The organism is Actibacterium sp. EMB200-NS6, assembly GCF_001305615.1.
Classification (GTDB): Bacteria; Pseudomonadota; Alphaproteobacteria; order Rhodobacterales; family Rhodobacteraceae; genus Actibacterium_A; species Actibacterium_A naphthalenivorans.
Genome location: NZ_CP010869.1, coordinates 1,729,150 through 1,753,074, shown reverse-complemented (window position 1 = coordinate 1,753,074; position 23,925 = coordinate 1,729,150). Strand labels below are relative to the sequence as shown.

General features: G+C 64.8%; 23 protein-coding genes. 9 read left to right on the top strand and 14 right to left on the bottom strand.

Features of this window, described 5'->3' with window-relative positions; all coding sequences use genetic code 11:
- Positions 1–58 precede the first annotated feature (58 nt).
- Positions 59–1,207: a tRNA 2-thiouridine(34) synthase MnmA gene (mnmA, locus tag TQ29_RS08580; RefSeq protein WP_037206595.1), complete on the top strand. Its 1,149-nt coding sequence runs from the start codon at positions 59–61 to the stop codon at positions 1,205–1,207.
- Positions 1,208–1,210: 3 nt separating this feature from the next.
- On the opposite strand, the gene lpxB is transcribed toward mnmA, so the two are convergent.
- From lpxB to pyrH, 13 genes are all read right to left on the bottom strand, one after another.
- Positions 1,211–2,392 (bottom strand): lipid-A-disaccharide synthase, encoded by a 1,182-nt coding sequence (lpxB, locus tag TQ29_RS08575; RefSeq protein ID WP_054538811.1) that lies wholly within the window; start codon positions 2,390–2,392, stop codon positions 1,211–1,213.
- The gene (locus TQ29_RS08570; RefSeq protein ID WP_054538810.1) at positions 2,389–3,222 is read right to left on the bottom strand and encodes an LpxI family protein; all 834 of its coding nucleotides are present in this window, start codon (positions 3,220–3,222) and stop codon (positions 2,389–2,391) included. Before TQ29_RS08570 ends, lpxB begins: the two co-directional genes overlap by 4 nt.
- A 4-nt stretch (positions 3,223–3,226) precedes the next feature.
- Complete coding sequence (lpxA, locus tag TQ29_RS08565; RefSeq protein WP_054538809.1) at positions 3,227–4,024, bottom strand: acyl-ACP--UDP-N-acetylglucosamine O-acyltransferase; 798 nt, start codon at positions 4,022–4,024, stop codon at positions 3,227–3,229.
- A gap of 6 nt (positions 4,025–4,030) precedes the next feature.
- The gene (gene fabZ, locus TQ29_RS08560; protein ID WP_037205464.1) at positions 4,031–4,489 is read right to left on the bottom strand and encodes a 3-hydroxyacyl-ACP dehydratase FabZ; all 459 of its coding nucleotides are present in this window, start codon (positions 4,487–4,489) and stop codon (positions 4,031–4,033) included.
- Between the two features lie 77 nt (positions 4,490–4,566).
- Positions 4,567–5,193: an OmpH family outer membrane protein gene (locus TQ29_RS08555; RefSeq protein ID WP_054538808.1), complete on the bottom strand. Its 627-nt coding sequence runs from the start codon at positions 5,191–5,193 to the stop codon at positions 4,567–4,569.
- The gene (bamA, locus tag TQ29_RS08550) at positions 5,193–7,523 is read right to left on the bottom strand and encodes an outer membrane protein assembly factor BamA (RefSeq protein WP_054538807.1); all 2,331 of its coding nucleotides are present in this window, start codon (positions 7,521–7,523) and stop codon (positions 5,193–5,195) included. The genes TQ29_RS08555 and bamA overlap by 1 nt, the downstream gene beginning before the upstream one ends.
- A 130-nt stretch (positions 7,524–7,653) precedes the next feature.
- Positions 7,654–7,782: a hypothetical protein gene (locus TQ29_RS21110; protein ID WP_255353417.1), complete on the bottom strand. Its 129-nt coding sequence runs from the start codon at positions 7,780–7,782 to the stop codon at positions 7,654–7,656.
- Between the two features lie 90 nt (positions 7,783–7,872).
- Entirely contained in the window at positions 7,873–9,210 is a 1,338-nt protein-coding gene (rseP, locus tag TQ29_RS08545; protein WP_054538806.1) for an RIP metalloprotease RseP, read from the bottom strand.
- A gap of 17 nt (positions 9,211–9,227) precedes the next feature.
- Positions 9,228–10,406 (bottom strand): 1-deoxy-D-xylulose-5-phosphate reductoisomerase, encoded by a 1,179-nt coding sequence (dxr, locus tag TQ29_RS08540; protein WP_054538805.1) that lies wholly within the window; start codon positions 10,404–10,406, stop codon positions 9,228–9,230.
- 3 nt (positions 10,407–10,409) lie between these two features.
- Complete coding sequence (locus tag TQ29_RS08535) at positions 10,410–11,201, bottom strand: phosphatidate cytidylyltransferase (RefSeq protein ID WP_054538804.1); 792 nt, start codon at positions 11,199–11,201, stop codon at positions 10,410–10,412.
- Complete coding sequence (gene uppS / locus TQ29_RS08530; RefSeq protein ID WP_052071258.1) at positions 11,201–11,947, bottom strand: polyprenyl diphosphate synthase; 747 nt, start codon at positions 11,945–11,947, stop codon at positions 11,201–11,203. Before uppS ends, TQ29_RS08535 begins: the two co-directional genes overlap by 1 nt.
- 7 nt (positions 11,948–11,954) lie before the next feature.
- On the bottom strand, positions 11,955–12,521 hold the full coding sequence (gene frr, locus TQ29_RS08525; RefSeq protein ID WP_037205448.1) for a ribosome recycling factor: 567 nt from the start codon (positions 12,519–12,521) through the stop codon (positions 11,955–11,957).
- A 58-nt stretch (positions 12,522–12,579) separates the two neighbouring features.
- Positions 12,580–13,317: a UMP kinase gene (gene pyrH, locus TQ29_RS08520; protein WP_054538803.1), complete on the bottom strand. Its 738-nt coding sequence runs from the start codon at positions 13,315–13,317 to the stop codon at positions 12,580–12,582.
- Between the two features lie 91 nt (positions 13,318–13,408).
- Between pyrH and miaA the strand changes: the two genes are divergently transcribed.
- The 8 genes from miaA to TQ29_RS08480 all read left to right on the top strand — a co-directional run bounded on the left by miaA (position 13,409) and on the right by TQ29_RS08480 (position 23,256).
- The gene (gene miaA, locus TQ29_RS08515; protein WP_054538802.1) at positions 13,409–14,281 is read left to right on the top strand and encodes a tRNA (adenosine(37)-N6)-dimethylallyltransferase MiaA; all 873 of its coding nucleotides are present in this window, start codon (positions 13,409–13,411) and stop codon (positions 14,279–14,281) included.
- A gap of 123 nt (positions 14,282–14,404) precedes the next feature.
- A complete protein-coding gene (locus tag TQ29_RS08510) occupies positions 14,405–15,193 on the top strand; it encodes an AraC family transcriptional regulator (protein WP_157445554.1) in 789 nt (262 codons plus the stop codon).
- A 247-nt stretch (positions 15,194–15,440) separates the two neighbouring features.
- Positions 15,441–17,099 (top strand): ABC transporter substrate-binding protein, encoded by a 1,659-nt coding sequence (locus tag TQ29_RS08505; RefSeq protein WP_054538801.1) that lies wholly within the window; start codon positions 15,441–15,443, stop codon positions 17,097–17,099.
- A gap of 119 nt (positions 17,100–17,218) precedes the next feature.
- Entirely contained in the window at positions 17,219–18,304 is a 1,086-nt protein-coding gene (locus tag TQ29_RS08500; RefSeq protein ID WP_054538800.1) for an ABC transporter permease, read from the top strand.
- Between the two features lie 14 nt (positions 18,305–18,318).
- Positions 18,319–19,719, top strand: coding sequence for an ABC transporter permease (locus TQ29_RS08495; RefSeq protein ID WP_054538799.1), 1,401 nt, complete (start codon positions 18,319–18,321; stop codon positions 19,717–19,719).
- A gap of 83 nt (positions 19,720–19,802) precedes the next feature.
- A complete protein-coding gene (locus tag TQ29_RS08490; protein WP_054538798.1) occupies positions 19,803–21,887 on the top strand; it encodes an ABC transporter ATP-binding protein in 2,085 nt (694 codons plus the stop codon).
- Positions 21,888–21,982: 95 nt separating this feature from the next.
- Positions 21,983–22,924: a DMT family transporter gene (locus tag TQ29_RS08485; protein WP_173585961.1), complete on the top strand. Its 942-nt coding sequence runs from the start codon at positions 21,983–21,985 to the stop codon at positions 22,922–22,924.
- The gene (locus TQ29_RS08480; RefSeq protein WP_054538796.1) at positions 22,921–23,256 is read left to right on the top strand and encodes an antibiotic biosynthesis monooxygenase; all 336 of its coding nucleotides are present in this window, start codon (positions 22,921–22,923) and stop codon (positions 23,254–23,256) included. Before TQ29_RS08485 ends, TQ29_RS08480 begins: the two co-directional genes overlap by 4 nt.
- On the opposite strand, the gene TQ29_RS08475 is transcribed toward TQ29_RS08480, so the two are convergent.
- Positions 23,257–23,841 (bottom strand): lytic transglycosylase domain-containing protein, encoded by a 585-nt coding sequence (locus tag TQ29_RS08475; RefSeq protein WP_054538795.1) that lies wholly within the window; start codon positions 23,839–23,841, stop codon positions 23,257–23,259. It lies immediately after the preceding gene.
- Positions 23,842–23,925: the final 84 nt, after the last annotated feature.

Sequence of the window (23,925 nt, the reverse complement as noted above, 5' to 3'; positions counted from 1 at the left end):
GGCTTGAGACTGTCTCGCATTTTCCTATATTCCGACGGACTTCCCGAAAGGTTCCCTCATGCCACTCGACAGCAAGGATCATCCGCTGAATTCGCTGGGCTTTGCCAAGCCCCCGGCCGAAACCCGCGTGGTCGTCGCCATGTCGGGCGGCGTGGACAGTTCCGTCGTGGCGGCGCAACTGGCCGAGGAAGGCTATGATGTGGTCGGCGTCACCCTGCAGCTTTACGATCACGGCGCGGCGCTGGCCAAGAAGGGCGCGTGCTGCGCCGGGCTGGATATCCACGATGCCCGCCGGGTGGCCGAGGAGATGGGGTTTCCGCATTACGTGCTGGATTACGAGAACATCTTCAAGGACGCGGTGATCGACGAATTCGCCGACAGCTATCTGGCCGGCGCCACGCCTGTGCCCTGCATCCGCTGCAACGAGCGGGTGAAGTTCAAGGACCTGCTGCAAACCGCGAAGGATCTGGAGGCCGACTGCATGGCAACCGGCCACTATATCCAGCGCAAGATGGGCGCCACCGGGCCAGAGCTGCATTGCGCGGCGGATGCGGCGCGCGATCAATCCTATTTCCTGTTCTCGACCACGCCCGAACAGCTCGATTATCTGCGCTTTCCGCTGGGCCACCTGCCCTCGAAGAACGAAACCCGCGCCCTGGCGGCAAAATACGGCCTGCCCGTGGCCGACAAGCCCGACAGCCAGGACATCTGTTTCGTACCGAATGGCAACTATGCCAGTGTCATCGAAAAGCTGCGCCCGGGGGCCGCCGAGCCCGGAGAGATCGTTCACGCCGATGGCCGGGTGCTGGGCACGCATGACGGCGTGATCCATTACACCATCGGTCAGCGGCGCGGGCTGGGCATCGGCGGGCTGGCCGATCCGCTTTACGTGGTGCGGCTGGATGTGGACGCGCGGCGGGTGATCGTGGGCCCGAAAGAGATGCTTTCGACCCGGACCATCCCCGTGCGGGAGATCAACTGGCTGGGCGACGCGCCGATGACCGCGCGCGATGAATGGCATATCTCGGTCAAGGTCCGCTCGACCCGCCCCCCGCGCGAGGCGATCCTGCGGCCACTGTCAGAGACCGAAGCGCAGGTGGAACTGCTGACCGCCGAAGAGGGGGTCAGCCCCGGGCAGGCCTGCGTGTTCTATGAAACCGGCGGCAGCCGCATCCTTGGCGGTGGCTGGATCTGGCGCGGGGCCTGAGCTTTACGCCACCTGCGGCGGCAGACCGTCCAGAACCGCATGGGCCGCGCGCAGACCCGGCGGCGCGGTCCCCCGGCCGAGCAATGCCATGGTTTCATCCTCCGCCGCCACCTGGGCCGCGCGCGCTTGCGCGTCGTCAAGCAGCGTCAGAAGCGCGGCAGAGATCGGCCCGGGCTCGCAATCCGGGCCCAGAAACTCCGGCACCACCCGCATGCCGGTGATGATGTTGATCAGCGTCACCGTGTCAATCTTGGCCATGTAGCGGATGATCCGAAAGCTGAGCCAGTTCATGTTATAGGCGATCACCATCGGCGTGCGCGCCGCCGCCAGTTCCAGCGAGACCGTGCCCGAGGCCGCCAGCGCCACATCCGCCGCCGCGAAAGCCGCGCGCTTTTCCGCCAGAACCGCCGCACCGTCGCGCCCGCGCGGATCAAGCAGGATCGGATCGCCCGGCCAGTCGGCCACCATTCCGGCCACCTGCCCCGCCACCGATGGCGCCGCCGGAAGTACCACGCGCAGCGAAGGGTGCCGCGCCAGCACCGGGCGCAGCGCCGCGCCGAAAACCGGCGCCAGCCGCCCGACCTCGCCCAGCCGCGATCCCGGCAGCGCCAGCAGCAGCGGCGTGTCGGGCCCAAGCCCGTGCGCGGCGCGGAAGGCGGCGATCGCCCCGGCATCCGCCCGCGGCTGTGTAACCACGGGATGGCCGACGAAATCGCAGCGCAGCCCTTCGTCTTCCATATAGGGCGGCTCGAACGGGAACAGCGCCAGCACCTGGTCGATCACGCCGACCATCTTGCGCGCCCGCCCCGACCGCCACGCCCAGACCGTGGGCGCGACATAGTGAACAGTGCGGATATCCGACGCCGCCTTGACCCGCCGCGCCACCCGCAGGCTGAAATCGGGGCTGTCGATGGTAATCAGCGCGTCGGGCTTTTGCGCCAGAACCGCCGCCGCGCATTCCGCGATCCGGCGTTTGAGCTGGCGATAGCGCGGCAGCACCTCGGCCAGCCCCATCACCGAAAGCTCATCCATCGCAAAGAGACTCTCGAGCCCCTGCGCCGCCATCAGCGGACCGCCGACACCGGCAAAGGCCACATCCGGGTGCAGCTCTTTCAGCCCGGCCATCAGCGCCGCCCCGAGCGCGTCGCCCGAAGGCTCTCCCGCGATCACGAAGAACCGCCTCACGGCCGCCGCGCCCAGATGAACAGGCCTTCGGCCTGCGCCGCGGCCAGTGTCGCCTCACGCTCCAGGATCATCACGCCGCCGGCCTCGATCACGATGCCGGCCAGCCCGGCCCGCGCCACCCCCGCAACCGTGCCGGGGCCGATGACGGGCAGATCCACGCGCCGGTCCTGCCCCGGCTTCGGCGCCTTGTAGAACACGCCCTTCGCGCCAGCGGCATCGGCACGGCAGCCGCCCGCCACATCGGCCAGCCAGCGCAGCATCGCGTCGGTGCCCGGCAGGGTCTCGACCGCAAGGCACAAGCCCTGCGCCACCACCGCGCCCTGCCCGACGTCGATCGCGCCAAGCGCCGTCACGATCTGCGCCGCGCGGGCGGCATCGGCCCGGTCATCCTCCGACGGCTGATCCGGGGTCAGAACCCCGTCGCCCGGCACAAGCTCGGGCGCGATCGCATCGGCGCCGACCACATCGAAGCCGGCATCCTCGAACAGCCCGATCACGGCGCGCAGCAGCGCGTCGTCCCCGGCCTGAAACGCCGGAATGAGCGCAGGCAGCAGCATCGCCGATTTCGGATCGATCCGCCCGGGGTCCAGCGCCGGGCGGCTGACCGCCCCGGCAAAGACCACCCGCGTCATGCCCAGATCCCGCAGCCGGTCGAACAGCAGTGCCAGGCGTTCCACGATGAAGCGTTCCACCGGCCAGCCGCCGGGATTTTCCACCACGAATCCTTCCATTTCGGCCAGAACGAAGGGTGCGCCCTCCGCCTCCAGCCGCCGGGCCAGAAGCCCCGGAAGCGCGCCTTGGCCGGCGATGATGGCGGTGCCTTGTGTCATTGGATCAACCCGGTGTCAGGAAGGAACGGTCGCTCTGGCCGAGAATGAAATCAGCCACTTCGCGCACATAATCGCTGCTGGTGCCCTCGGACAGGCGGCGCGCGCGGTCCTGAAACGCGCCATCGCCCGCCGCCAGTTCCTGAAACGCCGCGCGCAGGGCCGTGATATCCTCGCGCGCCACGCCGCGCCGCTTCAGGCCGACAAGGTTCAGCCCGTCAAGCACGCCGCGCGGCCCGTGCACCAACCCGTAGGGGATTACGTCATTGGGCACCATGGTGACGCCGCCGATAATCGCGCCGCGCCCGATGCGCACAAACTGATGGATGCCCGAAAGCCCGCCGATGATCACGTCATCCTCGACCACGCAATGGCCGGCCAGCGCCGCCTGATTGGCCATCACCACCCGGTTGCCCACGCGCACGTCATGGCCGACATGGGCGCCGGTCATGAACAGGCAATCGTCGCCCACAACCGTAACGCCGCCGCCGCCCTCGGTGCCGGTGTTCATCGTCACGCCTTCGCGGATGCGGTTGCGCGCGCCGACCTCCAGCCGGGTCTTCTCTCCGCGGAACTTCAGATCCTGCGGGATGTCTCCGATATTGGCGAAGGGGAAAATCATGGTTTCCGCGCCGATGCTGGTGATCCCGGTGACGATGGCGTGGCTCTTGACAACCACCCCGGGGCCAAGCGTAACCTGCGGACCGATCACCGAAAACGGGCCGATCACACAGCCCGGTCCGATCCTGGCCCCGTCCTCGACAATGGCGGAGGCATGGATATCCGCGCTGGGATCAACGGTCATCCCGCGTTACCCCTGCAGATCCATCATGGCGCCGAACTCCGCCTCGCAGGCAAGCTCGCCCTCCACCATCGCCACACCCTTCATGCGCCAGATCTTGGTCCCCTTGCGCAGCACGGTGATGTGCAGCTCCAGCACGTCGCCCGGCACCACCATGCGGCGGAATTTGCATTTGTCGATGGTCATGAAATAGACCAGCACATCGCGGTCGGCGATCTCCATCGAGATGCCGGCCATCACCGTGGCCGTCTGCGCCATCGCCTCGACGATCAGCACGCCGGGCATGATCGGGGTCGCCGGGAAATGGCCCTGGAAGTGCGGCTCGTTGAAGGTGACGTTCTTGATGCCCACCGCGCTTTCGTTGGGAACGATATCACGAACCTTGTCGATCAGCAGGAACGGATAGCGGTGCGGGATGATCCGCTTGATCAGATGGATATCCGCAACTGTCGGCAACTGCTCGCTCATGGGTCGTCCCTTCCGGTTCTGTTGGCCGTCTCTTGCGCAGGGGAGTATCAACACTGCCGCGGGGAAACAAGCGGCGGCTATTGCTGCGGCGTGGTCTCGTCGCCGTTTTCAGCCGGATCGGAGGGCGGGGCCAAACCACCCGGAAGCAAGGGCACATTGCCGCCCTCGATGGATTGTTGCACCGTCAACGTGTCGATCCTTTCGATGGCGTCGCCGGTGATGTCGATCTGTTCGGCCGACAGGATCACCGCCCGGCTTTCCAGCACCACGACCGCGCCCCGCTCGCGCACGATCTGGGTCAGGACCGGCAGGATGGTCTGATAGAAATTCGCCTGCGCGGTATCGCGCCGCCGCCCCAGCGCGCGGGCCTTTTCATCCTGCTCGGCCCGGATCGAGACCACCCTTTCGTCAAAGGCCATGGCCCGCTTGCGAAACTCCGCCGGGTCCATGCCGGCCCGCTCGCTCGTCAGAGCGCGCTCTTCGGCGACAAGCTGTTCCTCGATTTGCCGGTTTTCGGCGGCCAGGCTGGCGCCCTCCGCCTCCAGCCCGGCGAGAATCGCCTTGCCGTAGGCGGATTCGTTGAACAGACGCTCCTGATCAATGGTAACGACAGGGCTTCGCACCACGAGATTCTGCTCCTGCGCGCCAAGCGGCCCGGCCGCGAGACCGGAGAGCAGACCCAGTGCAATGACGAGCCGGCGCATCAGAACCGGGTTGAAATCGTCAGGTCGAAATTCCGGACCTCGTCATAGGATTCCTTTTGCACCGCATCCGAGAAGTTGAAGCGCAGCGGGCCGATCGGGGTGGTCCAGAAAATCGAAAAGCCGACGGCCGCGCGCAGGTTCATCCCGTCGTCGACGCTGCCGCCATTGTCATTGTCCAGATCCCAGACAGAACCGACGTCGGCGAACAGACCGCCGCGAATGCCGTATTCCTCCGGCACACCGATCGGGAAATCCGCCTCGAGCCGGACAACCGCGAACATGTTGCCGCCAAGCGCCTCGTTCGACGGCGTGTTCAGATCGCGCGGGCCGATGCCGTTGTTGTCAAAGCCCCGCATCTTGCCGTTCAGGAAATAGCGTTCGGTGACACGGCTGTTGCCATCCAGGAAGTTCAGCAAGCCACCCTCGAACTCGGCGCGCAGCGTCACATCCTCGTTCATCACCGTGGTTTCCGAAGCCACGAGCGCCGTCGTCTCCACGAATTTGGTATCGCCGCCCAGGCCGCCGAAATTCTGGTTGAAGCGCAGCAGAACCCCGGCGTTCGGGTTCAGGCCGGTGCGGCGGGTGTCGTAGCTGTAGGTATAGCCGACACTGCTGGTCAGAAGGGCCTCTTCATCCGCCTCGGCCTGAATGATCGGCGATGCGCCGGTGTAGTTATAAAGATCGGTCTCCGCGATGGTGTAGCGCAGCGCCAGGCGGGTGAATTCCCCGGTCGGGAACTCAAGGCTCGGCGAAATCGAAACCCGCCGCGTATCGTATTTGGTGCTGTCCTGGTTGGAGGATTCGCCATAGGAGGCCGAGAAGCGGAAGGTCACGTCGCGGCTCAGAAAAGCGGGTTCGGCGAAGGTGAACGAGGTTACCGAATTGTCGACGCCGCTGGTGAGCGAGAAGCTCAGATACTGGCCGCGCCCCAGAAAGTTCGATTCCGAAAAGCTGACCGCCGCCCCGGCGCCGTTCGTCACGCTGTAGTTCAGGCCGAACGACAGCGATCCGGTCGGGGCTTCCTCGACGTTCACATCCACGATCACCTGGTCCGGCGAGGTGCCTTCCCGCGCGTTCACGTCGGCCGTCGAGAAGAACCCGAGCGCGCGGATGCGTTCGGCGGTTTCGCGGATCTCGCGCGGGTTGAACGGATCACCCTCGACGGTGCGGAACTGCCGCCGGATCACCCGGTCCAGCGTCGTGGCGTTGCCCTCGATATCAATCCGTTCCACGAAAACGCGCGGCCCCTTGACGATGCGGAAATCCACATCCAGCGTCAGGTCGCGGTCGTTGCGGGTCACGCGGGGATCGACGCGGATGAAATTCAGCCCCTGCTGCAGCGCCAGCCGCTCCAGCCGCGCGATCGTGTTGTCCACCAGCGCCGGCGAATAGGTCACGCCCGGATGCACCCGGATCGCCTCTTGAAACAGATCCACGTCGACCTCGGCCAGATCGGACGAGGCCGTGACCTCGCCGAACGTGAACGATTGCCCTTCGCGCAGGTTGAAGGTGATGAGGAACGCATCGCGGTTGCGCGTCAGTTCCGATGTGACAGAGAGCACCTGAAAATCGATGAACCCGCGCGAGACATAGAAATCCTGCAGCACCTGCTTGTCGAACTCGATCCGGTCGGCGACGAATGTGTCGCTGCGGATCAGCCGGCGCAGCAGCCCGGCCTGTTTGGTGCCCAGCACCCGCCGCAGCCGCCCGTCGGAGTAGAACCGGTTGCCCACGAAGGAGATCCGCTCCACCTCCACACCCCTGCCCTCGACGATCTCGAAGGCCAGATCCACCCGGTTGTCGGACCGGCGGATGATGCGCGGCTCGACCGTCGCGGCCAGCCGGCCGGACTGTTCATAGGCGGTCACGATGGCGGCGGCGTCGGCCTCGGCCAGGCTGGGGTTGTAGACGCGGCGCGATTGCGACTGGATGATCTGTTCCAGATCCTCGTCCTTGATCATCCGGTTGCCTTCGAAATTGATGACGTTGATCGTGGGATATTCAACGACCCGGATGAACAGCGTGCCGCCGCGCGGCTCGATCTCGACCTCTTCGAACAGGCCGCTTTCAACAATGTTCTGATAGGCCTGGTTCACCTGGGCGGCGGAGACTGTCTCTCCCCTGGCGATTCCGGCATAGCTCAGGATGGTTGAGGCATCGACGCGCTGATTTCCCTCGATCTGCACATTGGTGAAACTGTAATTCTGCGCCTGCGCCGCGCCGGGCGAAAAGACGTAAGGCCCCGCAATGACGAAGAAAAGAAAAAGTGCCACATGGGAAAGGGCCTTGCTTACGCACCAGCCCCGAAAACAGCCCGCTTTATTTGTCATTCGTCCGCCCTGCTCTGACGTATTTCTTGTTCGTCAGAGTTACCGGGAAAGCGCGCTCTTGTCAAAATACGACATGGGTTTTGCCGGGACTAATCCGCAGATCCCGCCGGCAAACCCTTGCCGCCGGAATTCAAAGCACCGTGCCAAGATGCGCGCCGGCCATCAGCGCGCCGAAAATCACCGCGACGAAAAGAACGCGGTCCCAGTTCAGCCCCACCAGCAGGGAAAGACTGCGGTAGCCATTAGAGATGGTGTACATCTGATTGCCCTCCATTCAGGACGTCCGGTATCGGTTGCGTCCACAATCTAGGCGGGCAATATGGCAGCTTTGCGGCGGGTTAACGGTGGCTTACGGGCAAAACAGATCGTTCGACAGCGCGAAGGCCATCAGCGCGAACATGATGCTCAGCCCTGCCGTCATCAGGATGCGCAGCGCCCGGTCGCTGGGCGGCCGGCCCGACAACGCCTCGAACACATGAAAGACGAGATGCCCGCCATCCAGAACCGGGATCGGAAACAGGTTCAGAAGCCCCACCGCGGTGGACAGTACGCCGATGAACCAAATGAAGCTTATCCAGCCCTGGCTGGCGGCCGCGCCCGAGGTTTCGGCGATGCCCAGCGGGCCGCGCAGGTTGCACGAACTGATCGCGCCGGTCAGCATGTTGTAAAGCCCCGAGAGGCTGGAACGCACGATATAGACGGTCTGCTCGGCGCCGTAAGTCAGGGCCGATACCACGCCCGGTGTCTGCGTCGCGGGCTCGAAGAACAGGCCCCCCGTCATCCCGATCAGCCAGCGGGTTTCGAACCCGCCCTCTGGCAGCGGCAGGTCAACCCGGCGCGGGCTGAGCGTGAATTCGAGAGGCGCGCCATCGCGCCAGACCTCGACCACAAGCGCGCGCCCGTCAGAGCCGGTCACGATCTCCTGCAACTGGCTGAAGGCGGCGATCGGGGTGCCGTCGATCGAGGTCACCACATCGCCCACCTTCAGGCCGGCGTCCATCGCCGCCGAGCCCGGCTGCAACGCGTCGATCAGCGGCGGGAACGGATACGGGCCGAACACGTCGGCCTGCGCCCCGTCACGCAACACGCGATAGTCGATCGAGGGGGCCACCGGCAGAGCGGCGACGGCATCGTAAAACGCTGCGTAATCAGTTGTTTCGATCCCGTTCATGGCCAGGATCTGGTCGCCCGGCCGCAGCGCGCCGACCTCTGCCGGCAATTGCGCCAGCGTGCTGACGGTCGGCGGCTCGATCGCCTCGCCCCGGATGAACAGAACCCCGGTGAACACCGCGATCGACAGGATGAAGTTGAACACAGGCCCGGCGGCCACGGTGGCGGAGCGCGCCCAGAGCGGCGCGCCGTGCATCGTGTGGCGCAGCATCTCGGGCTCCATGTCGGCCAGGGTTTCGCTGGCCCTGTCGCTGGCGGCGTTGGCGTCGCCCAGGAATTTCACGTAGCCGCCGAAGGGCAGCGCCGCGATCTGCCATTTCGTGCCCCATTTGTCTTCGCGCGAAAACAGCACGGGCCCGAACCCGATTGAAAAAACCTCGGCATGAATGCCGGAAATGCGGCCGATGATGTAATGACCATATTCGTGGACCGCGACAATCACGCTAAGCGCAACAACAAAAGCCCCAATTGTATAAAGAATATTCCCGAAAGACGGGATCGAAGCGACAATATCCACGCGTCATCCTTTTCGCGTTAAGATCGAATTTCCGAGATGGTCTGCCCGGCCCTGCTCCGGGCGAGATGGTCCATCTGGATGATGTTATCAAGATCGAACCGGGCATTAGTGAGACCAGATTCGCCCAAAAGCCTGTCCAAAACCGTGTCGACGACCTGCGCCATCTGCATGAATCCGATCTCGCCCGCGATGAACCCGTCCAGCGCCCGTTCCTTGGCCGCGTTGAACGCCGCCCCCGCCAGACCGCCCGCCTGCATCACGTCCCGTGCGAGATCAAGCGCGGGATAGCGCACGGGATCGGGCGCGCGGAAATTCAGCTGCCCGATCCGCGCCAGATCAAGCCGCGCCACCGGCAGCTCCGCCCGCTCGGGCCAGTTCAGCGCATAGCCGATGGCATGGCGCATATCGGCCGCGCCCAGATGCGCCATCAGCGCCCCGTCGCGGAACCCCACCAGCGCATGCACCAGCGATTCAGGATGCACTAGCACCTCGATCTTGTCCGGCGCGATGCCGAAGAATTCCTTTACTTCAATCACTTCCAGCGCCTTGTTGAACATCGAGGCGCTGTCGATCGTGATCCGCTGCCCCATGTCCCAGTTCGGATGGCTCGACGCCTGCGCCAGTGTCGCGGTGGCAAGCTTTTCCAGCGGCCAGTCGCGGAACGCGCCGCCCGACGCGGTGATGATGATGCGCTCGACCGCCTCCATCTTCTCGCCCACCAGCGCCTGGAAGATGGCCGAATGTTCGCTGTCCACCGGCAGGATCCGCGCGCCATGCGCCCGCGCCGTGGCCATCAGCAGCGGCCCGGCGGTGACAAGGCTTTCCTTGTTGGCCAGCGCCAGAGTGGTGCCATGCTCCAGCGCTTTCAGCCCGGGAATCAGCCCCGCGGCCCCGACGATGGCCGACATGAACCAGTCCGCCGGCCGCTCCGCCGCCTCGGCCACGGCGTCCGCCCCCGCGGCAACCTCGATCCCCGATCCGGCCAGCGCCTCCTGCAGCGCATCGTGGCATTCGGGATAGCAGGTTACCGCCAGCCGGGCCTTCAGCGCGCGCGCCTGCTCGGCCAGAAGCGCCACGTTGCGCCCGCCGGTCAGCGCGACCACGTCAAACGCCGCCGCCCCGCCCTGCCGCGTGAGCAGGTCGATGGTGTTAACCCCGATCGAGCCGGTGGAGCCGAAGATCGTGACACGCCGCATGGTTCAGAACCTGACCTCTGGCACATAGACAAGCTGCGCCACCAAAAGCATGAACAGCGCGGCGCCCAGCAGCCCGTCGAACCTGTCGAACAGCCCGCCATGGCCGGGGATCAGCGCAGAGCTGTCCTTGACGCCCATCTTCCGCTTCAGGGCGCTTTCGGCAATATCGCCCATCTGGCTGGCCAGCGAAAGCGCCACCGAAATCCACGGCAGATCGGGTCCGGCGTTGGTGAAGCTGCGGAAGAGCAGGCCGATCAGGGCCGCCGCCACCCAGCCCGCGATTGTGCCCGACCAGGTCTTCTTGGGGCTGACGCGCGGCCAGAACTTGGGCCCGCCGAACAGGCGGCCGGCGAAATATCCGAATACATCGGTGGCGATCACCACCAGCACCAGCCAGAACAGCCAGACCACGCCATAGGCATCGCGAAACCCCGAAAGCCCGTAGCCCGCCACCAGAATGCCAAGCGCGAAGGCCATGAAGATCAGCGGCGTCCGCTGCAGCAGCGCGACGCCCAGCAAGGCCGGTACCGCCAGCACCGGCAGCGCATAAACCCCGGGCACCTCGCGCGCGGCCAGCACGGCGACCGCGCCCAGAAGGCCCAGAACGATCGCCTCGGTCTTTTTCGCGGGAACGACGATTCGCGACAGTTCCCAGATCATCACGCCGCTGACCAGCGCCGCCAGCCCGGTGAACCACGGCCCGCCCAGCCAGATCAGCACAACCCCCGCCGCCGCCATCGCCGCGCCGGAAATCAGCCGGTTGCGCAGATCGCCCCATTGTCCCGGTTGGGTCATCAGACGCCGATCGCCCCATAGCGGCGTTCCCTGCCGGAAAAGCGCGCCACGATCTCTGCAAAGCAATCCCGGGTGAAATCCGGCCACAGGATCGGGGTGAATTCATATTCCGCATAGGCCGACTGCCACAGCAGAAAGTTGGAAATCCGCGCCTCGCCGCTGGTACGGATCACCAGATCGGGGTCGGGCAGCACGCAGGTATCCAGAAAGCGCGCAAGGGTGACGGCATCCACATCATCGGGGTCGAGCCGTCCGGCGGCCACTTCATGGGCCAGCCGCTTGGTGGCGCGGGCGACCTCGTCGCGGCCGCCATAGTTCAACGCGATGGTCAGGTGGACCAGATCGTTTTCCTTGGTCAGATCCTCCAGATGATCCATCAGGCGCACCAGCTTGACATCGAGCCTGTCCCGGTCACCGATGAACCGCACCCGCACCCCTTCCTGCAGAAGCGATTGCGCCTCTTTCTGGATATAGCGCCGGAACAGCGTCATCAGGCCGGTCACCTCGGCCTGGGTCCGTTGCCAGTTTTCGGTCGAGAATGCGAAAATGGTAAGATACTGAATACCCAGTTCCGGACAGGCGTTGACGATTTCGCGCACACGCTTGGCACCGGCCTGATGGCCAAACAGCCTCGGGCGACCGCGACGTTGCGCCCAACGCCCATTGCCATCCATAATTATGGCGACATGGGTCGGTCCCTGCCCTTGTGATAAATTGGCGGCCAACAAATTTCCTTTCCCGTTCATGCCCGGGTTAAACCTGCATGATCTCCTGTTGCTTCGTTTCCAATGCGGTATCCACCTTGGAAATGGCAGCGTCGGTCAGCTCCTGAACCTCGTCCGACCAGATCTTGTGCTCGTCTTCGCTCATCCCGCCGGCCTTGGCTTTCTTGAGCTGATCCATGCCGTCGCGGCGCACGTTGCGAATGGCAACGCGGGCGTGTTCGGCATATTGCGCGGCGACCTTGGTCAGCTCGCGCCGGCGCTCTTCGTTCAGCTCGGGGATCGGCAGCATGATGATGGTGCCGTTGGTCTGCGGGTTGATGCCCAGCCCCGACTCGCGGATCGCCTTCTCGACGGCGCCGACCAGCGATTTGTCCCAGACATTCACCGTGACCATGCGCGGTTCGGGAACGTTGACCGTGCCGACCTGGTTGATGGGGGTCGGAGATCCGTAGGCATTGACCATCACCGGCTCCAGCATCGACGCCGAGGCGCGGCCGGTGCGCAGCGAGGCGAATTCCTGCCTCAGTGCCGCCATCGCGCCGTCCATCCGGCGCTGCAGGTCGTCCAGATCAACTTCAATCTCTTCGTCTGCCATGCTCTTCACTCGCTTCTTGTCGTTCGGCGCCTCTTGGCGGGCTGCCCCTGCTATAGCGTCATCCGTGTACGATTGTATAGGTGCCTTCCCCGGCCAGGATCCCGACGAACCCGCCGGGTTCGTCCAGAGAGAAGACAATGATCGGAAGGTTGTTGTCGCGGGCCAGCGCGATGGCCGACGCATCCATCACCTTCAGGTTCTTCACCAGCACGTCGTCATACGTGATTTCGTCATAGCGTTTCGCATCGGCGTGTTTCACCGGGTCCTTGTCATAGACGCCGTCCACCTTGGTGCCCTTGAAGATCGCCTCGCAGGCCATTTCATTGGCGCGCAGGGTCGCGGCGGTGTCGGTGGTGAAATAGGGGTTGCCGGTGCCGGCGGCGAAGATCACCACGCGGCCCTTTTCCAGATGCCGCACGGCGCGGCGGCGGATATAGGGCTCGCACACCTGATCCATCGGAATGGCCGACACCACGCGGGTGTAGACCCCCACGCCCTCCAGCGCCGATTGCACGGCCAGCGCGTTCATCACCGTGGCCAGCATTCCCATGTAATCGGCGGTCGTCCGCTCCATGCCCTGGGCGCTGCCCTGAAGGCCGCGAAAGATGTTGCCGCCACCGATGACCATGCAGATCTCGACGCCCATGTCGTGAACGCTTTTCACCTCGCGGGCAATGCGCTCGACCGTGGGCGGGTGCAGCCCGAAACCCTGATCGCCCATCAGCGCCTCACCGGAGATTTTCAGAAGAACCCGCTTGTAGGTGCGCGTCGGTTTGTTGGTCCTGGCGTCACTCATATGATCCTGTCCCGGTGCTATACTTGGCCTCGGGCGCAAAATGTCGGAAAAGCACAAAAGGTTCAACGGATAACACGAGGCCAGCCGCGCATTGCCCCTGCCAAAGACAGATCCCGCGCGCCCGGTCCTGATCGCCGGGCCGACCGCCAGCGGCAAATCCGCCCTCGCACTGTCCCTGGCCGAGGCGGAGGGCGGCGTTATCGTCAATGCCGATGCGCTGCAGGTTTTCGAGAACTGGCGCATCCTGACGGCCCGCCCCGGCCCCGAGGAAGAGGCCCGCGCGCCGCATGCCCTGTATGGCCACGTGCCCTATGACGCCGACTATTCCGTGGGCCACTGGCTGCGCGAGGTGGCGCCGATTCTGGCCGGGGCGGCGCGGCCGATCGTCGTCGGCGGCACGGGGCTCTATTTCACCGCGCTCACCGAAGGGCTGGCCGAGATCCCCGAAACCCCGGCCGATCTGCGCGCCCTGGCCGACCGGCGCAGGCTGGCCGAAGGGCATCAGGCGCTTCTGGCCGAGCTGGACGCCGAAACCCGGGCGCGGGTCGATCCGCTGAACCCGATGCGGGTGCAGCGCGCGTGGGAGGTGCTGCAGGCCACCGGCAAGGGTCTGGCCGCCTGGCAGGCGCAAACGCCGCCGGCGCTTTTGCCGCTGGCCCGTGCCCAGGCCTTCGTGCTGCAGGCCGACCGTGACTGGCTGGCCGCGCGGATCGACCGGCGCTTCGACGCCATGCTGCGCCACGGCGTGCTCGACGAGGTGCGCGCCAACCTTGCCCGCTGGAACCCGGCGCATCTGTCGTCCAGAGCCATCGGCGCGCCCGAGCTGATCGCCCATCTTCAGGGCAAACTGTCTCTCGAAGAGGCAACCGCCCGCGCCAAGACGGCCTCGCGCCAATACGCCAAACGGCAGCGCACATGGTTTCGTGCAAGAATGCGGGAATGGCAGCAGATTTCGGCACAATAACCTGTCGCCGACGCACAACAGGCGTTCCAAACATCACTTTTCATACATTGTTCCGGCTTCCCTTTGGTCAGCGCGCCGCTAGACTCCGGCCATATTCAAGACGCACTGGGCCGGGGGGCCGCCATGATGCATGACACAGGAATTCGCCTGTCTCCGATTTCCCTGCTGACACAGGGCGGGCGCTGGCGCGCGGGCGCGATGCGCAGCTATTCGTCGGATCAACTCTTGTGGTTCACGCGCGGTCAGGGCCGGCTCACGGTCGGCGGCACCGCGCGCGGCTTCGGTGCCCATAACGCCGTCTTCATCCCCGCCGGCACCATGTACGCGTTCGAACTGGGCGCGCAGGTCTTCGGCACCGCGCTGTTTCTGGGCCGCCTTTCCGGCCCGCCCTTCCCCGAGCGGCCGGTTCACCTGCGCATCCGCGACGCCCAGACCCAGGCCGAACTGACCGGCATCCTGGATCAGCTTCAACGCGAGGCGGATGGCGACCGCCCGGGCCGCGAACGCTCGATCCAGGCCTATGCCGGCCTGCTGTCGGTCTGGCTGGAACGGGTGATGCAGCAGCAGGAAGACGATCTTGCCGCCAATTCGGCCAGCCGCAGACTGGCGCGCCGGTTCAGCGAACTGGTGGAAAAGGATTTTCACACCGGCCGCGGCGTGTCCTACTATGCCGAAAGGCTTGGCGTCACCTCCACCCACCTGACCCGCGTCTGCAAGCAGACCTGCGGCAGCACCGCCTCCGAATTCCTGGCGGAGCGCAAGTTTTCAGAGGCCCGACGCCTGCTGGCCGACACGCGCAAGCCGGTGAAACAGATCGCGGCAGAGCTCGGTTTCGCGTCTCCGGCCTATTTCACGCGGGCGTTTCAGGGCCGTTGCGGGCAATCCCCGCGCAGTTTCCGCACCGGCCACTGAGCCGGATAAAGGTTTTATTTTCGCTGCATTGGGTTGCAAAACGGGGTGATGTCGTTTTTGTTGCGCGTCAATGTCGTTTTCAGACCACAGCATGGCGAATCCGGGCGTTGACGCGTGTCGGGAACTGGTGCCGAATGGCGCCGGAAAGGCATTGGCATGCAACGCCGGCGCGCGGGGCACCCCGCCGAATGCGGCGGCCGGGAACGCTAGATCACAGAAATGCACAAACTCTCGCAGGGAGAAAAAGATGACTCATCCGACAATCAACGGCAAACCGCTGCACCCCGCAGTCGGCATGTATGCCGAGGAATTCAAAGCCGGCAAGCTTAGCCGCCGCGAGTTTCTCGCCCGCGCCTCCACCCTTGGCGCCTCGGCGGCGACGATCTACGCGCTTGGCGGCCTGACCGCCGAGGCCAACGCCGCGTCGCACGAGATGAAGCCCAAGATGGGCGGCAGCCTGCGCATTCAGATGCAGGTGCTGGCGGTGAAGGATCCGCGCAGCTATGACTTCAGCCAGATGGGCAACCTGACCCGCGGCTTCCTTGAATATCTGGTCGAGGTGCGCCGCGACGGTACGTTCAAGGGCATGCTGCTGGAAAGCTGGGAGGTCAATGACGACGCCACCGAGTACATGCTGCACCTGCGCCCCGGTGTGAAATGGAACAACGGCGACGATTTCACCGCCGAAGACGTGGCCGCCAATTTCCACGGCTGGACCGACAAGACCGTCGAGGGCAATTCCATGGCCGCCCGCATGAGCTCGCTCGTGGACGAGACCACCGGCAAGGCCATCGAAGGGTCGATCGAAATCGTCGATCCGCTGACCGTCAAGCTGACGCTGCCGACCTCGGACATCACCATCATCGCCGGTATCGCCGACTATCCCGCCGCCGTGCAGCACAAAGACCTGATCGGCACCAATCCGATGGATCACGGCGTCGGCACCGGGGCCTACAAGGTCACCGAATACGAGGTCGGCGTGAAGTCGGTTCAGGAAAAGAACACCGAGCACACCTACTGGGGCGAGGCCTATCTTGACCGGGTGGAGTTCATCGATCTGGGCACCGACCCCGCCGCCACCGTCGCCGGCGCCGAGGCCGACGAGTTCGACATGAACTATGATTCCGTTGGTGAATTCGTCGATATCTTCGACGCGATCGGCTGGGTGAAATCGGAAATCGCAACCGCCTCGACGATCACGCTGCGCCCGAACCAGCTGGCCGAGGTCGATGGCATGAAACCCTATGCCGATGTGCGCGTCCGCCGCGCGCTGGCACTGGCCGTCGACAACGCGGTGCTGCTGGAACTGGGCTACTCGGGCCGCGGCACCCCGGCCGAAAACCACCATGTCGCGCCGATCCACCCCGAATATTTCGAACTGCCGCCGATCAAGCAGGACGTCGCCGAGGCGCAGCGCCTGATGGAAGAGGCAGGCATGATGGATTTCGAGCATGAGCTGATTTCCATCGACGATGACTGGCGCCGCAACACCACCGACGCGCTGGCCGCGCAGCTTCGCGATGCCGGCTTCAAGGTCAAGCGTACGGTCATCCCGGGCACGACCTTCTGGAACGACTGGACGAAATACCCGTTCAGCTCGACCAACTGGAACGGCCGGGAACTGGGCGTGCAGGTTCTGGCGCTGGCCTACCGGTCGGGCGAGGCCTGGAACGAGTCCGGCTTTGCCAATGCCGAATTCGACGACCTGCTGAAGCAGGCGCTGGCCATCGCCGATCATGACGAGCGGCGCGTGCTGATGGAGCGGATCGAACAGATCATGCAGGAAGAGGGCGTGACCATTCAGCCCTACTGGCGCTCTGTCTACCGCCACACCAAGGAAGGCGTCGTCAACGGCGAACGCCACCAGAAGGATGAGATCAACATCCATTATCTTGGCTGGGCCTGAGCCTGACCAATCGGAGGGGGCGGCGCCGACCGCCCCCTTCTTTCTGATACGTCCGGCCTGACGGCGCCCGCTCGCGCCCCTCTGCAAAGGCCCGCCGCGTTTCACCCACAGGGGGACATATGGGACTGTTCATACTCAGACGGGTCGGGGTGATGATCCTAACCGCGATCTGCCTTACATTCTTGGTTTTCCTGCTGACCAACCTTGCACCAAACCTGGAAAAGCTGGCCAAGACGCAAGGCAACGCGCGGATGACCGAAGCCGAGGTCGAAGGCTGGCTGGAAAAGAACGGCTATGCCAACCCGATGCTCGTGCGCTACGGCGAATGGCTCGGCGTGGTGCCCGGCTGGACCCGGGTGGATGAGGACGGCAAGACCACCGGGCGCTGCATCGATTTCAACACACCGGTCGAATCCGCGCCCCGGTTCTGTGGCGTGCTTCAGGGCGATTTCGGCTATTCCACCGTGTTCCGCGCCGATGTTTCGGGCATCATCGGCACGCGGCTCCGGCTGACGGGCATCCTGATGTTCTGGGTCATGATCGTGATGGTGCCGCTGGCGCTGATCATCGGCGTGCTGGCCGGGATGCGCGAGGGCACCAAGCTCGACCGGTCGCTTTCCACCCTGTCCATCGCCTCCACCGCGACGCCGGAATATGTTTCGGGCGTCATCCTGATCGCGCTGCTGGCCTCGTCGCGGATCGGGTTGGGTCCGCTGCTGAACGGCTGGGGCTGGATCGAGGGGAAAACCCTGTTCAAGGGCTCTGCCACCAGCGCCATGGACGGCATCACATTCGAGAATTTCACCCTGCCCGTGGCCACCATGGCGCTCTACGGCATGGGCTATATCGCCAGGATGACCCGTGCCTCGATGGCCGAGGTGATGACGGCGCAGTATATCCGCACCGCCCGGCTGAAGGGGGTAAGCTTCCGCAACATCGTTCTGAAACACGCGCTGCGCAACGCGCTGATCGCGCCGTTCACGGTGATCATGCTGCAGTTTCCCTGGCTTCTCACCGGTGTGGTGATCGTCGAGACGCTGTTCAACTACAAGGGATTCGGCTGGACGCTTGTCTCGGCCGCATCGAACAATGACATCGAACTGCTGCTCAGCTGCTCGATCGTCGCGGTGCTCGTGGTTCTGGTGACACAGCTGATTTCCGATATCGGCTATGTCTTCCTGAACCCGCGCATCCGCATATCGTAAAGGAGGGCCCGGACATGGAGCCATTGACCTGGACAGGCAGCCTGAGCGCCCTCACCCCGTTTCTGGCGGGGCTGTCCCTGCTCTTCGTCATCGCCGTGGTGGCGCAAATCGCCCTGGCCATCGCCCTGCCCGCCCCCGCCCGCGCCGGGTATGGAGAGGAAACGGGCGGCCCGGCCGTGATGGCCGGACGCCTTGCGAAATACAGTTTCCTCGGCGTCGTCGCGGTGGTGCTGATCTGGATTGTCGGCGGCATCGCCCTTCAGGGGCCGGCCAAGGGTATCATCGGCCATGTCGTGACGCGGTTCCTGCCGGTCTGGATTGCGCTGCTGGTCACCTTCGCGCTGTCGATCACGTTCAAGCGCCGGCTGGGCCTCTATGGCAAGCTGTTCGACAGCCCGATCGGTATGGTCGGTTTCGCGCTGGTCATGTTCTGGGTCTTCACCGCATTGTTCGCCGACATGATCGCCACCCACGATCCCATTCAGGTGATTTCCGGGCTCAAGAACAAGAGCCCCGGCGTGACGGTGCCGGGCGACGGCGGGGGTTTCCCCTATTACCTTCTGGGCGGCGACAACCTGGCCCGTGACGTGTTCAGCCGCATGGTGATGGGCGCGCGCGCGGTACTGAAGATCGCGCCGGCGGCCACGCTCTTCGCCTTTATGGTGGGCATCACGCTGGGCCTGCCCGCGGGTTATTTCGGCGGCAAGCTCGACACGGTGCTGTCGTTCATCGCCAACCTGGTGCTGGCCTTCCCGGTGATCCTTCTGTTCTATCTGCTGGTCACGCCCGAGATCGTGGCCTCCGGCATCCCCACATATATGGCGGCGGTGCTGTTTCTGTTCCCGATCCTGTTTCTGCTGATCATGTGGAACTCGCGCTATTTCACCCGGCCGGTGACACGCAACATCCTGGTCGCGGTCACGGTGCTGTTCGGCGGCTGGCTCTATGTCGGTCTGGCCTTCGACGCGGATCCGTTCGGCCTGATCTCGATGCCCGGCAACGTGCTGATCGTGTTCGTGTCGGTGGTGTTCGTGAACGCGCCCACTGTTTTCCGCATCGTGCGCGGGCTGGTGATGGACATCCACACCCGCGATTACGTGGCCGCGGCCCAGACCCGCGGCGAAGGCGCGTGGTATATCATGCTGTGGGAGATTCTGCCCAACGCGCGCGGGCCGCTGATCGTCGATTTCTGCCTGCGCATCGGTTACACGACCATCCTGCTGGGCACGCTGGGCTTTTTCGGCCTTGGCGTGAGCCCCGAGAGCCCGGACTGGGGATCGACCATCAACGAAGGGCGGCGCTTGCTGTCGATCTATCCGCACCCGGCCCTGCCGCCGGCGCTGGCGCTGATGAGCCTGGTGCTGGGGCTGAACCTGCTTGCCGACGGTTTGCGTGAAGAAAGCCTGAAGGACTGAGCCATGAAGATTTTTCACGAAAAATCTTCTGCCGGAAAAATCTTCGTGAAGATTTTTCCCGGACCGCGCGAAAGGAAAAGACCATGACCAAATGGGATTATGACGGCCCGATCCTGGAGATCGACAATCTGTCGATCAGCTTTTTCACCCGGCTGCGGGAAATCCCGGCGGTGATGGATTTTTCCTGCACCGTACAACCCGGAGAGGCGATGGGCCTGGTCGGCGAATCCGGCTGCGGCAAATCCACTGTGGCGCTGGGGGTGATGCAGGATCTGGGCGTGAACGGCCGCATCACCGGCGGCTCGATCCGGTTCAAGGGCCGTGATCTGAACGAGATGAGCGCCGAAGAGCTGCGCCACATTCGCGGCTCTGAAATCGCGATGATCTATCAGGAGCCCATGGCCAGCCTGAATCCGGCGATGAAGATCGGCAAGCAGCTGATGGAAGTGCCGATGATCCACGAGGGCAAATCCGCGCAAGAGGCCCGCGCCTTGGCGCTGCAGGTGGTCGAGGATGTGCGCCTGCCCGATCCCCGGCGCATCCTCAACAGCTATCCGCATCAGCTTTCGGGCGGGCAGCAGCAGCGCATCGTCATTGCCATGGCGCTGATGTCCAAGCCCAGCCTGCTGATCCTTGATGAGCCCACCACCGCGCTGGATGTGACGGTCGAGGCGGGCATCGTCGATCTGGTCAAGGATCTGGGCCGCAAATACGGCACGTCGATGCTGTTCATCTCTCACAATCTGGGGCTGGTTCTGGAAACCTGCGACAGGCTGTGCGTGATGTATTCCGGCGAGGCGGTCGAGACCGGCTCGATCGAGGATGTGTTCGACGAGATGCAGCACCCCTATACCCAGGCGCTGTTCCGCTCGATCCCCTTGCCCGGGGCCGACAAGAACGCGCATCCGCTGGTCGCCATTCCGGGCAATTTCCCGTTGCCGCACGAGCGCCCGCCGGGGTGCAATTTCGGCCCCCGCTGCGATTATTTCGAGGCCGGGCGCTGCGATGCCCAGGATATTCCCATGGTCCGTGTCCGGGGCGACGACCGGCACGAAACCCGCTGCATCCGGTTCCGAGAGATCGACTGGACCGCGCCGCCGGTGGCCGCGCCGAAACAGGCCAAGGCCGAGGTGGGCGACGTGGTTCTGAAGGTCGAGGACCTGAAGAAATATTACGAGGTCGCGGCCAATGCCCTGTTCGGCGGGGGCAACACCCGGGTGGTGAAGGCGAACGAGACCCTCAGCTTCGAGGCGCGCGAGAGCGAGACGCTGGCCATCGTCGGTGAATCCGGCTGCGGAAAATCCACGCTCGCCAAGGTTTTGATGGGGCTTGAAACCGCCACCGACGGAACCATCCTGCTCGATAACCGCGAGATACAGGACATCCCGATTCAGAAGCGCGGCACCAAGACGGTGTCGGATATCCAGATGGTGTTCCAGAACCCGTTCGACACGCTGAACCCGTCGATGACCGTCGGCCGCCAGATCATGCGCGCGCTGGAGATCTTCGGCGTCGGCGACAGCGAGGATGCCCGCCGCGCGCGGATGCTGGAACTGCTCGATCTGGTCAAGCTGCCGCGCGCTTTCGCCAACCGGATGCCGAGGCAGCTTTCGGGCGGGCAGAAACAGCGCGTGGGCATCGCCCGCGCCTTTGCCGGCGGTGCCCGGATCGTGGTGGCGGACGAGCCTGTTTCGGCGCTCGACGTTTCGGTGCAGGCCGCGGTGACCGATCTTCTGATGGATATCCAGCGCGAAGAGAAGACGACCCTCCTGTTCATCTCCCACGACCTCAGCATCGTGCGCTATCTGTCCGACAGGGTCATGGTCATGTATCTGGGCCATGTGGTCGAGCTGGGAACGACCGAACAGGTCTTTACGCCGCCCTATCACCCCTATACCGAGGCGCTTTTGTCTGCCGTGCCGATCGCCGACACCAGCGTTCATAAAAAGCGCATCGTGCTGGAGGGGGATATCCCCTCGGCGATGAACCCGCCGCCCGGCTGCCCTTTCCAGACCCGCTGCGGCTGGAAGGACCGGGTGCCCGGCGATCTGTGCGACACAGTGGTGCCGCCGATGCGGGTGCTGGAGGGCGGGCATCAGATGAAATGCCACCTGCCGGACGACGAACTGGCCACGATGGAGCCGGTCATCAAGCTCGCGGCGGAATAACCGGCGCGCGCCTGCCCCAATGCGCAGGAAGCGGGTTGTGCGGCACGGCGTGATGGCCTTTTTGGGGAAGGACGCCCCATAGATACAGGCAAACCATGTCACAGCCCGCCGCCAGACCGATGTCTCCCGCCGAATGGGCGATGCTGATCGCGCTGTCGTTGCTCTGGGGCGGGTCGTTCTTCTTCAACGGACTCGCGGTGCGCGACTTGCCCACCCTCACCGTTGTGGTCTGCCGCGTCAGCCTGGCCGCGCTGGTGTTGATCGCGATCTGCAGGATCGCAGGGGTGCGCCTGCCGCGCGCGCCGCGGATCTGGGCCGCCTTTTTCGGCATGGGATTGTTGAACAACGTGATCCCGTTCAGCCTGATCGTCTGGGGCCAGTCGCATATCGCCTCGGGCGTGGCGTCTATCCTGAATGCCACCACGCCGCTGTTCACCGTGCTCGTGGCGCATGTGCTGACCCGCGATGAAAAGCTCACGCCGCCGCGCCTGGCCGGGGTCGCCCTCGGGCTGGCCGGGGTCGCGGTGATGATCGGCGGCGGAGCGATGGCGGCGCTGGGCCGGGATGTTCTGGCGCAGCTGGCCTGCCTTGCGGCGGCGCTGTCCTATGCCTTTGCGGGTATCTTCGGGCGCCGGTTTCGCGCGCTCGGGGTGGCGCCGCTGGCCACCGCCACCGGGCAGGTCACCGCCGCCAGCGTGATGCTGTGGCCGCTGATGCTGCTGATCGACCGGCCCTGGACGCTGCCTCTGCCCGGCCCTGAAACGCTGGGCGCGCTGGCGGGGCTGGCGGTGCTGTCGACCGCGCTGGCCTATGTGCTGTATTTCCGCATCCTGTCCAGCGCGGGGGCCACCAACCTTTCGCTTGTGACCTTCCTTGTGCCGGTCAGTGCGATTATTCTGGGAATCGCCGTGCTGGACGAGGTGCTGGCGCCGCGGCATCTGGCGGGCATGGCGCTGATCGCCGCTGGTCTGGCCGCGATGGATGGCCGTATCCTGCGGCTGCTCCCCGCCCGCCGCCCCGACAGGAGCCCCGAATGACCCTGCTTTGCCCCCTGACCCAACCGCCCTGCTACGCGGTGATCTTTGCCTCGCTGCAAGGCGATGACCTCGCGGGGTATGACGCCATGGCCGAACGTATGGCCACGCTGGCGGCGCAGCAGCCCGGCTATCTGGGCGTCGATTCCGCACGCACGACGGATGGCCCCGGTATTACCGTCAGCTATTGGGCGGATGAGGCCGCGCTTTTGGCGTGGAAGACCGTGGCCCAACACGCGCTGGCGCAGAAACTGGGCAAGGAGCGCTGGTACAGCCATTACACGCTGCGGGTGGCAAAGGTGGAACGGCAGTATGAGGGCCCCGAGGGGCGCTGATCAGCTGCCCCAGATGCGTTGAACGTAATTCATCGTCTCGCGATAAGGCGGCACGCCGCCGTGCTTTTCCACCGCTTTCGGCCCCGCGTTATAGGCCGCCAGCGCCAGCCGCCAGTTGCGGAACGTATCGTATTGCTGGCGCAGGTAGCGCGCGCCGCCGTCGAGGTTTTGATGCGGGTCATGCGGATCGACGCGCAGGTGGCGGGCGGTGCCGGGCATAAGCTGCGCCAGCCCGATGGCGCCCTTGTGGCTTTTGGCGCGCGGGTTCCAGCCGCTTTCCTGCTGGATCAGGCGCAGGAACAGATCCTCGGGCACCCCGTGCCGCCGCGCGGCGGCCCTTGCGACCTCCAGATACGCGCCCTTGTAGGCGCCGCTGTAAGACGGGCTGCTGCGGCCCGGCACATTCACGCGCGCGGGCTGAAGACGGTCGGAGCTGGAATATTGCGACGCGGCGCGCGAATCGAGCAGCCGGGTCTGGGACTGGAACAAAAGCGCGCGCGCCTTGGAACTGACCGTGGTATCGGCCCCGGCCTGCGTTGAAAACAGACCGATTGCCGCGATGGCAAGCACCTGTGCTGCGCGCATTACACCGTCCCCCGGGGTTTTTCTTGCGCGCCATCATAACGTGAAATCGCCACGCCGCCAGCCCCGAGAGCGGCGGGTTTATGC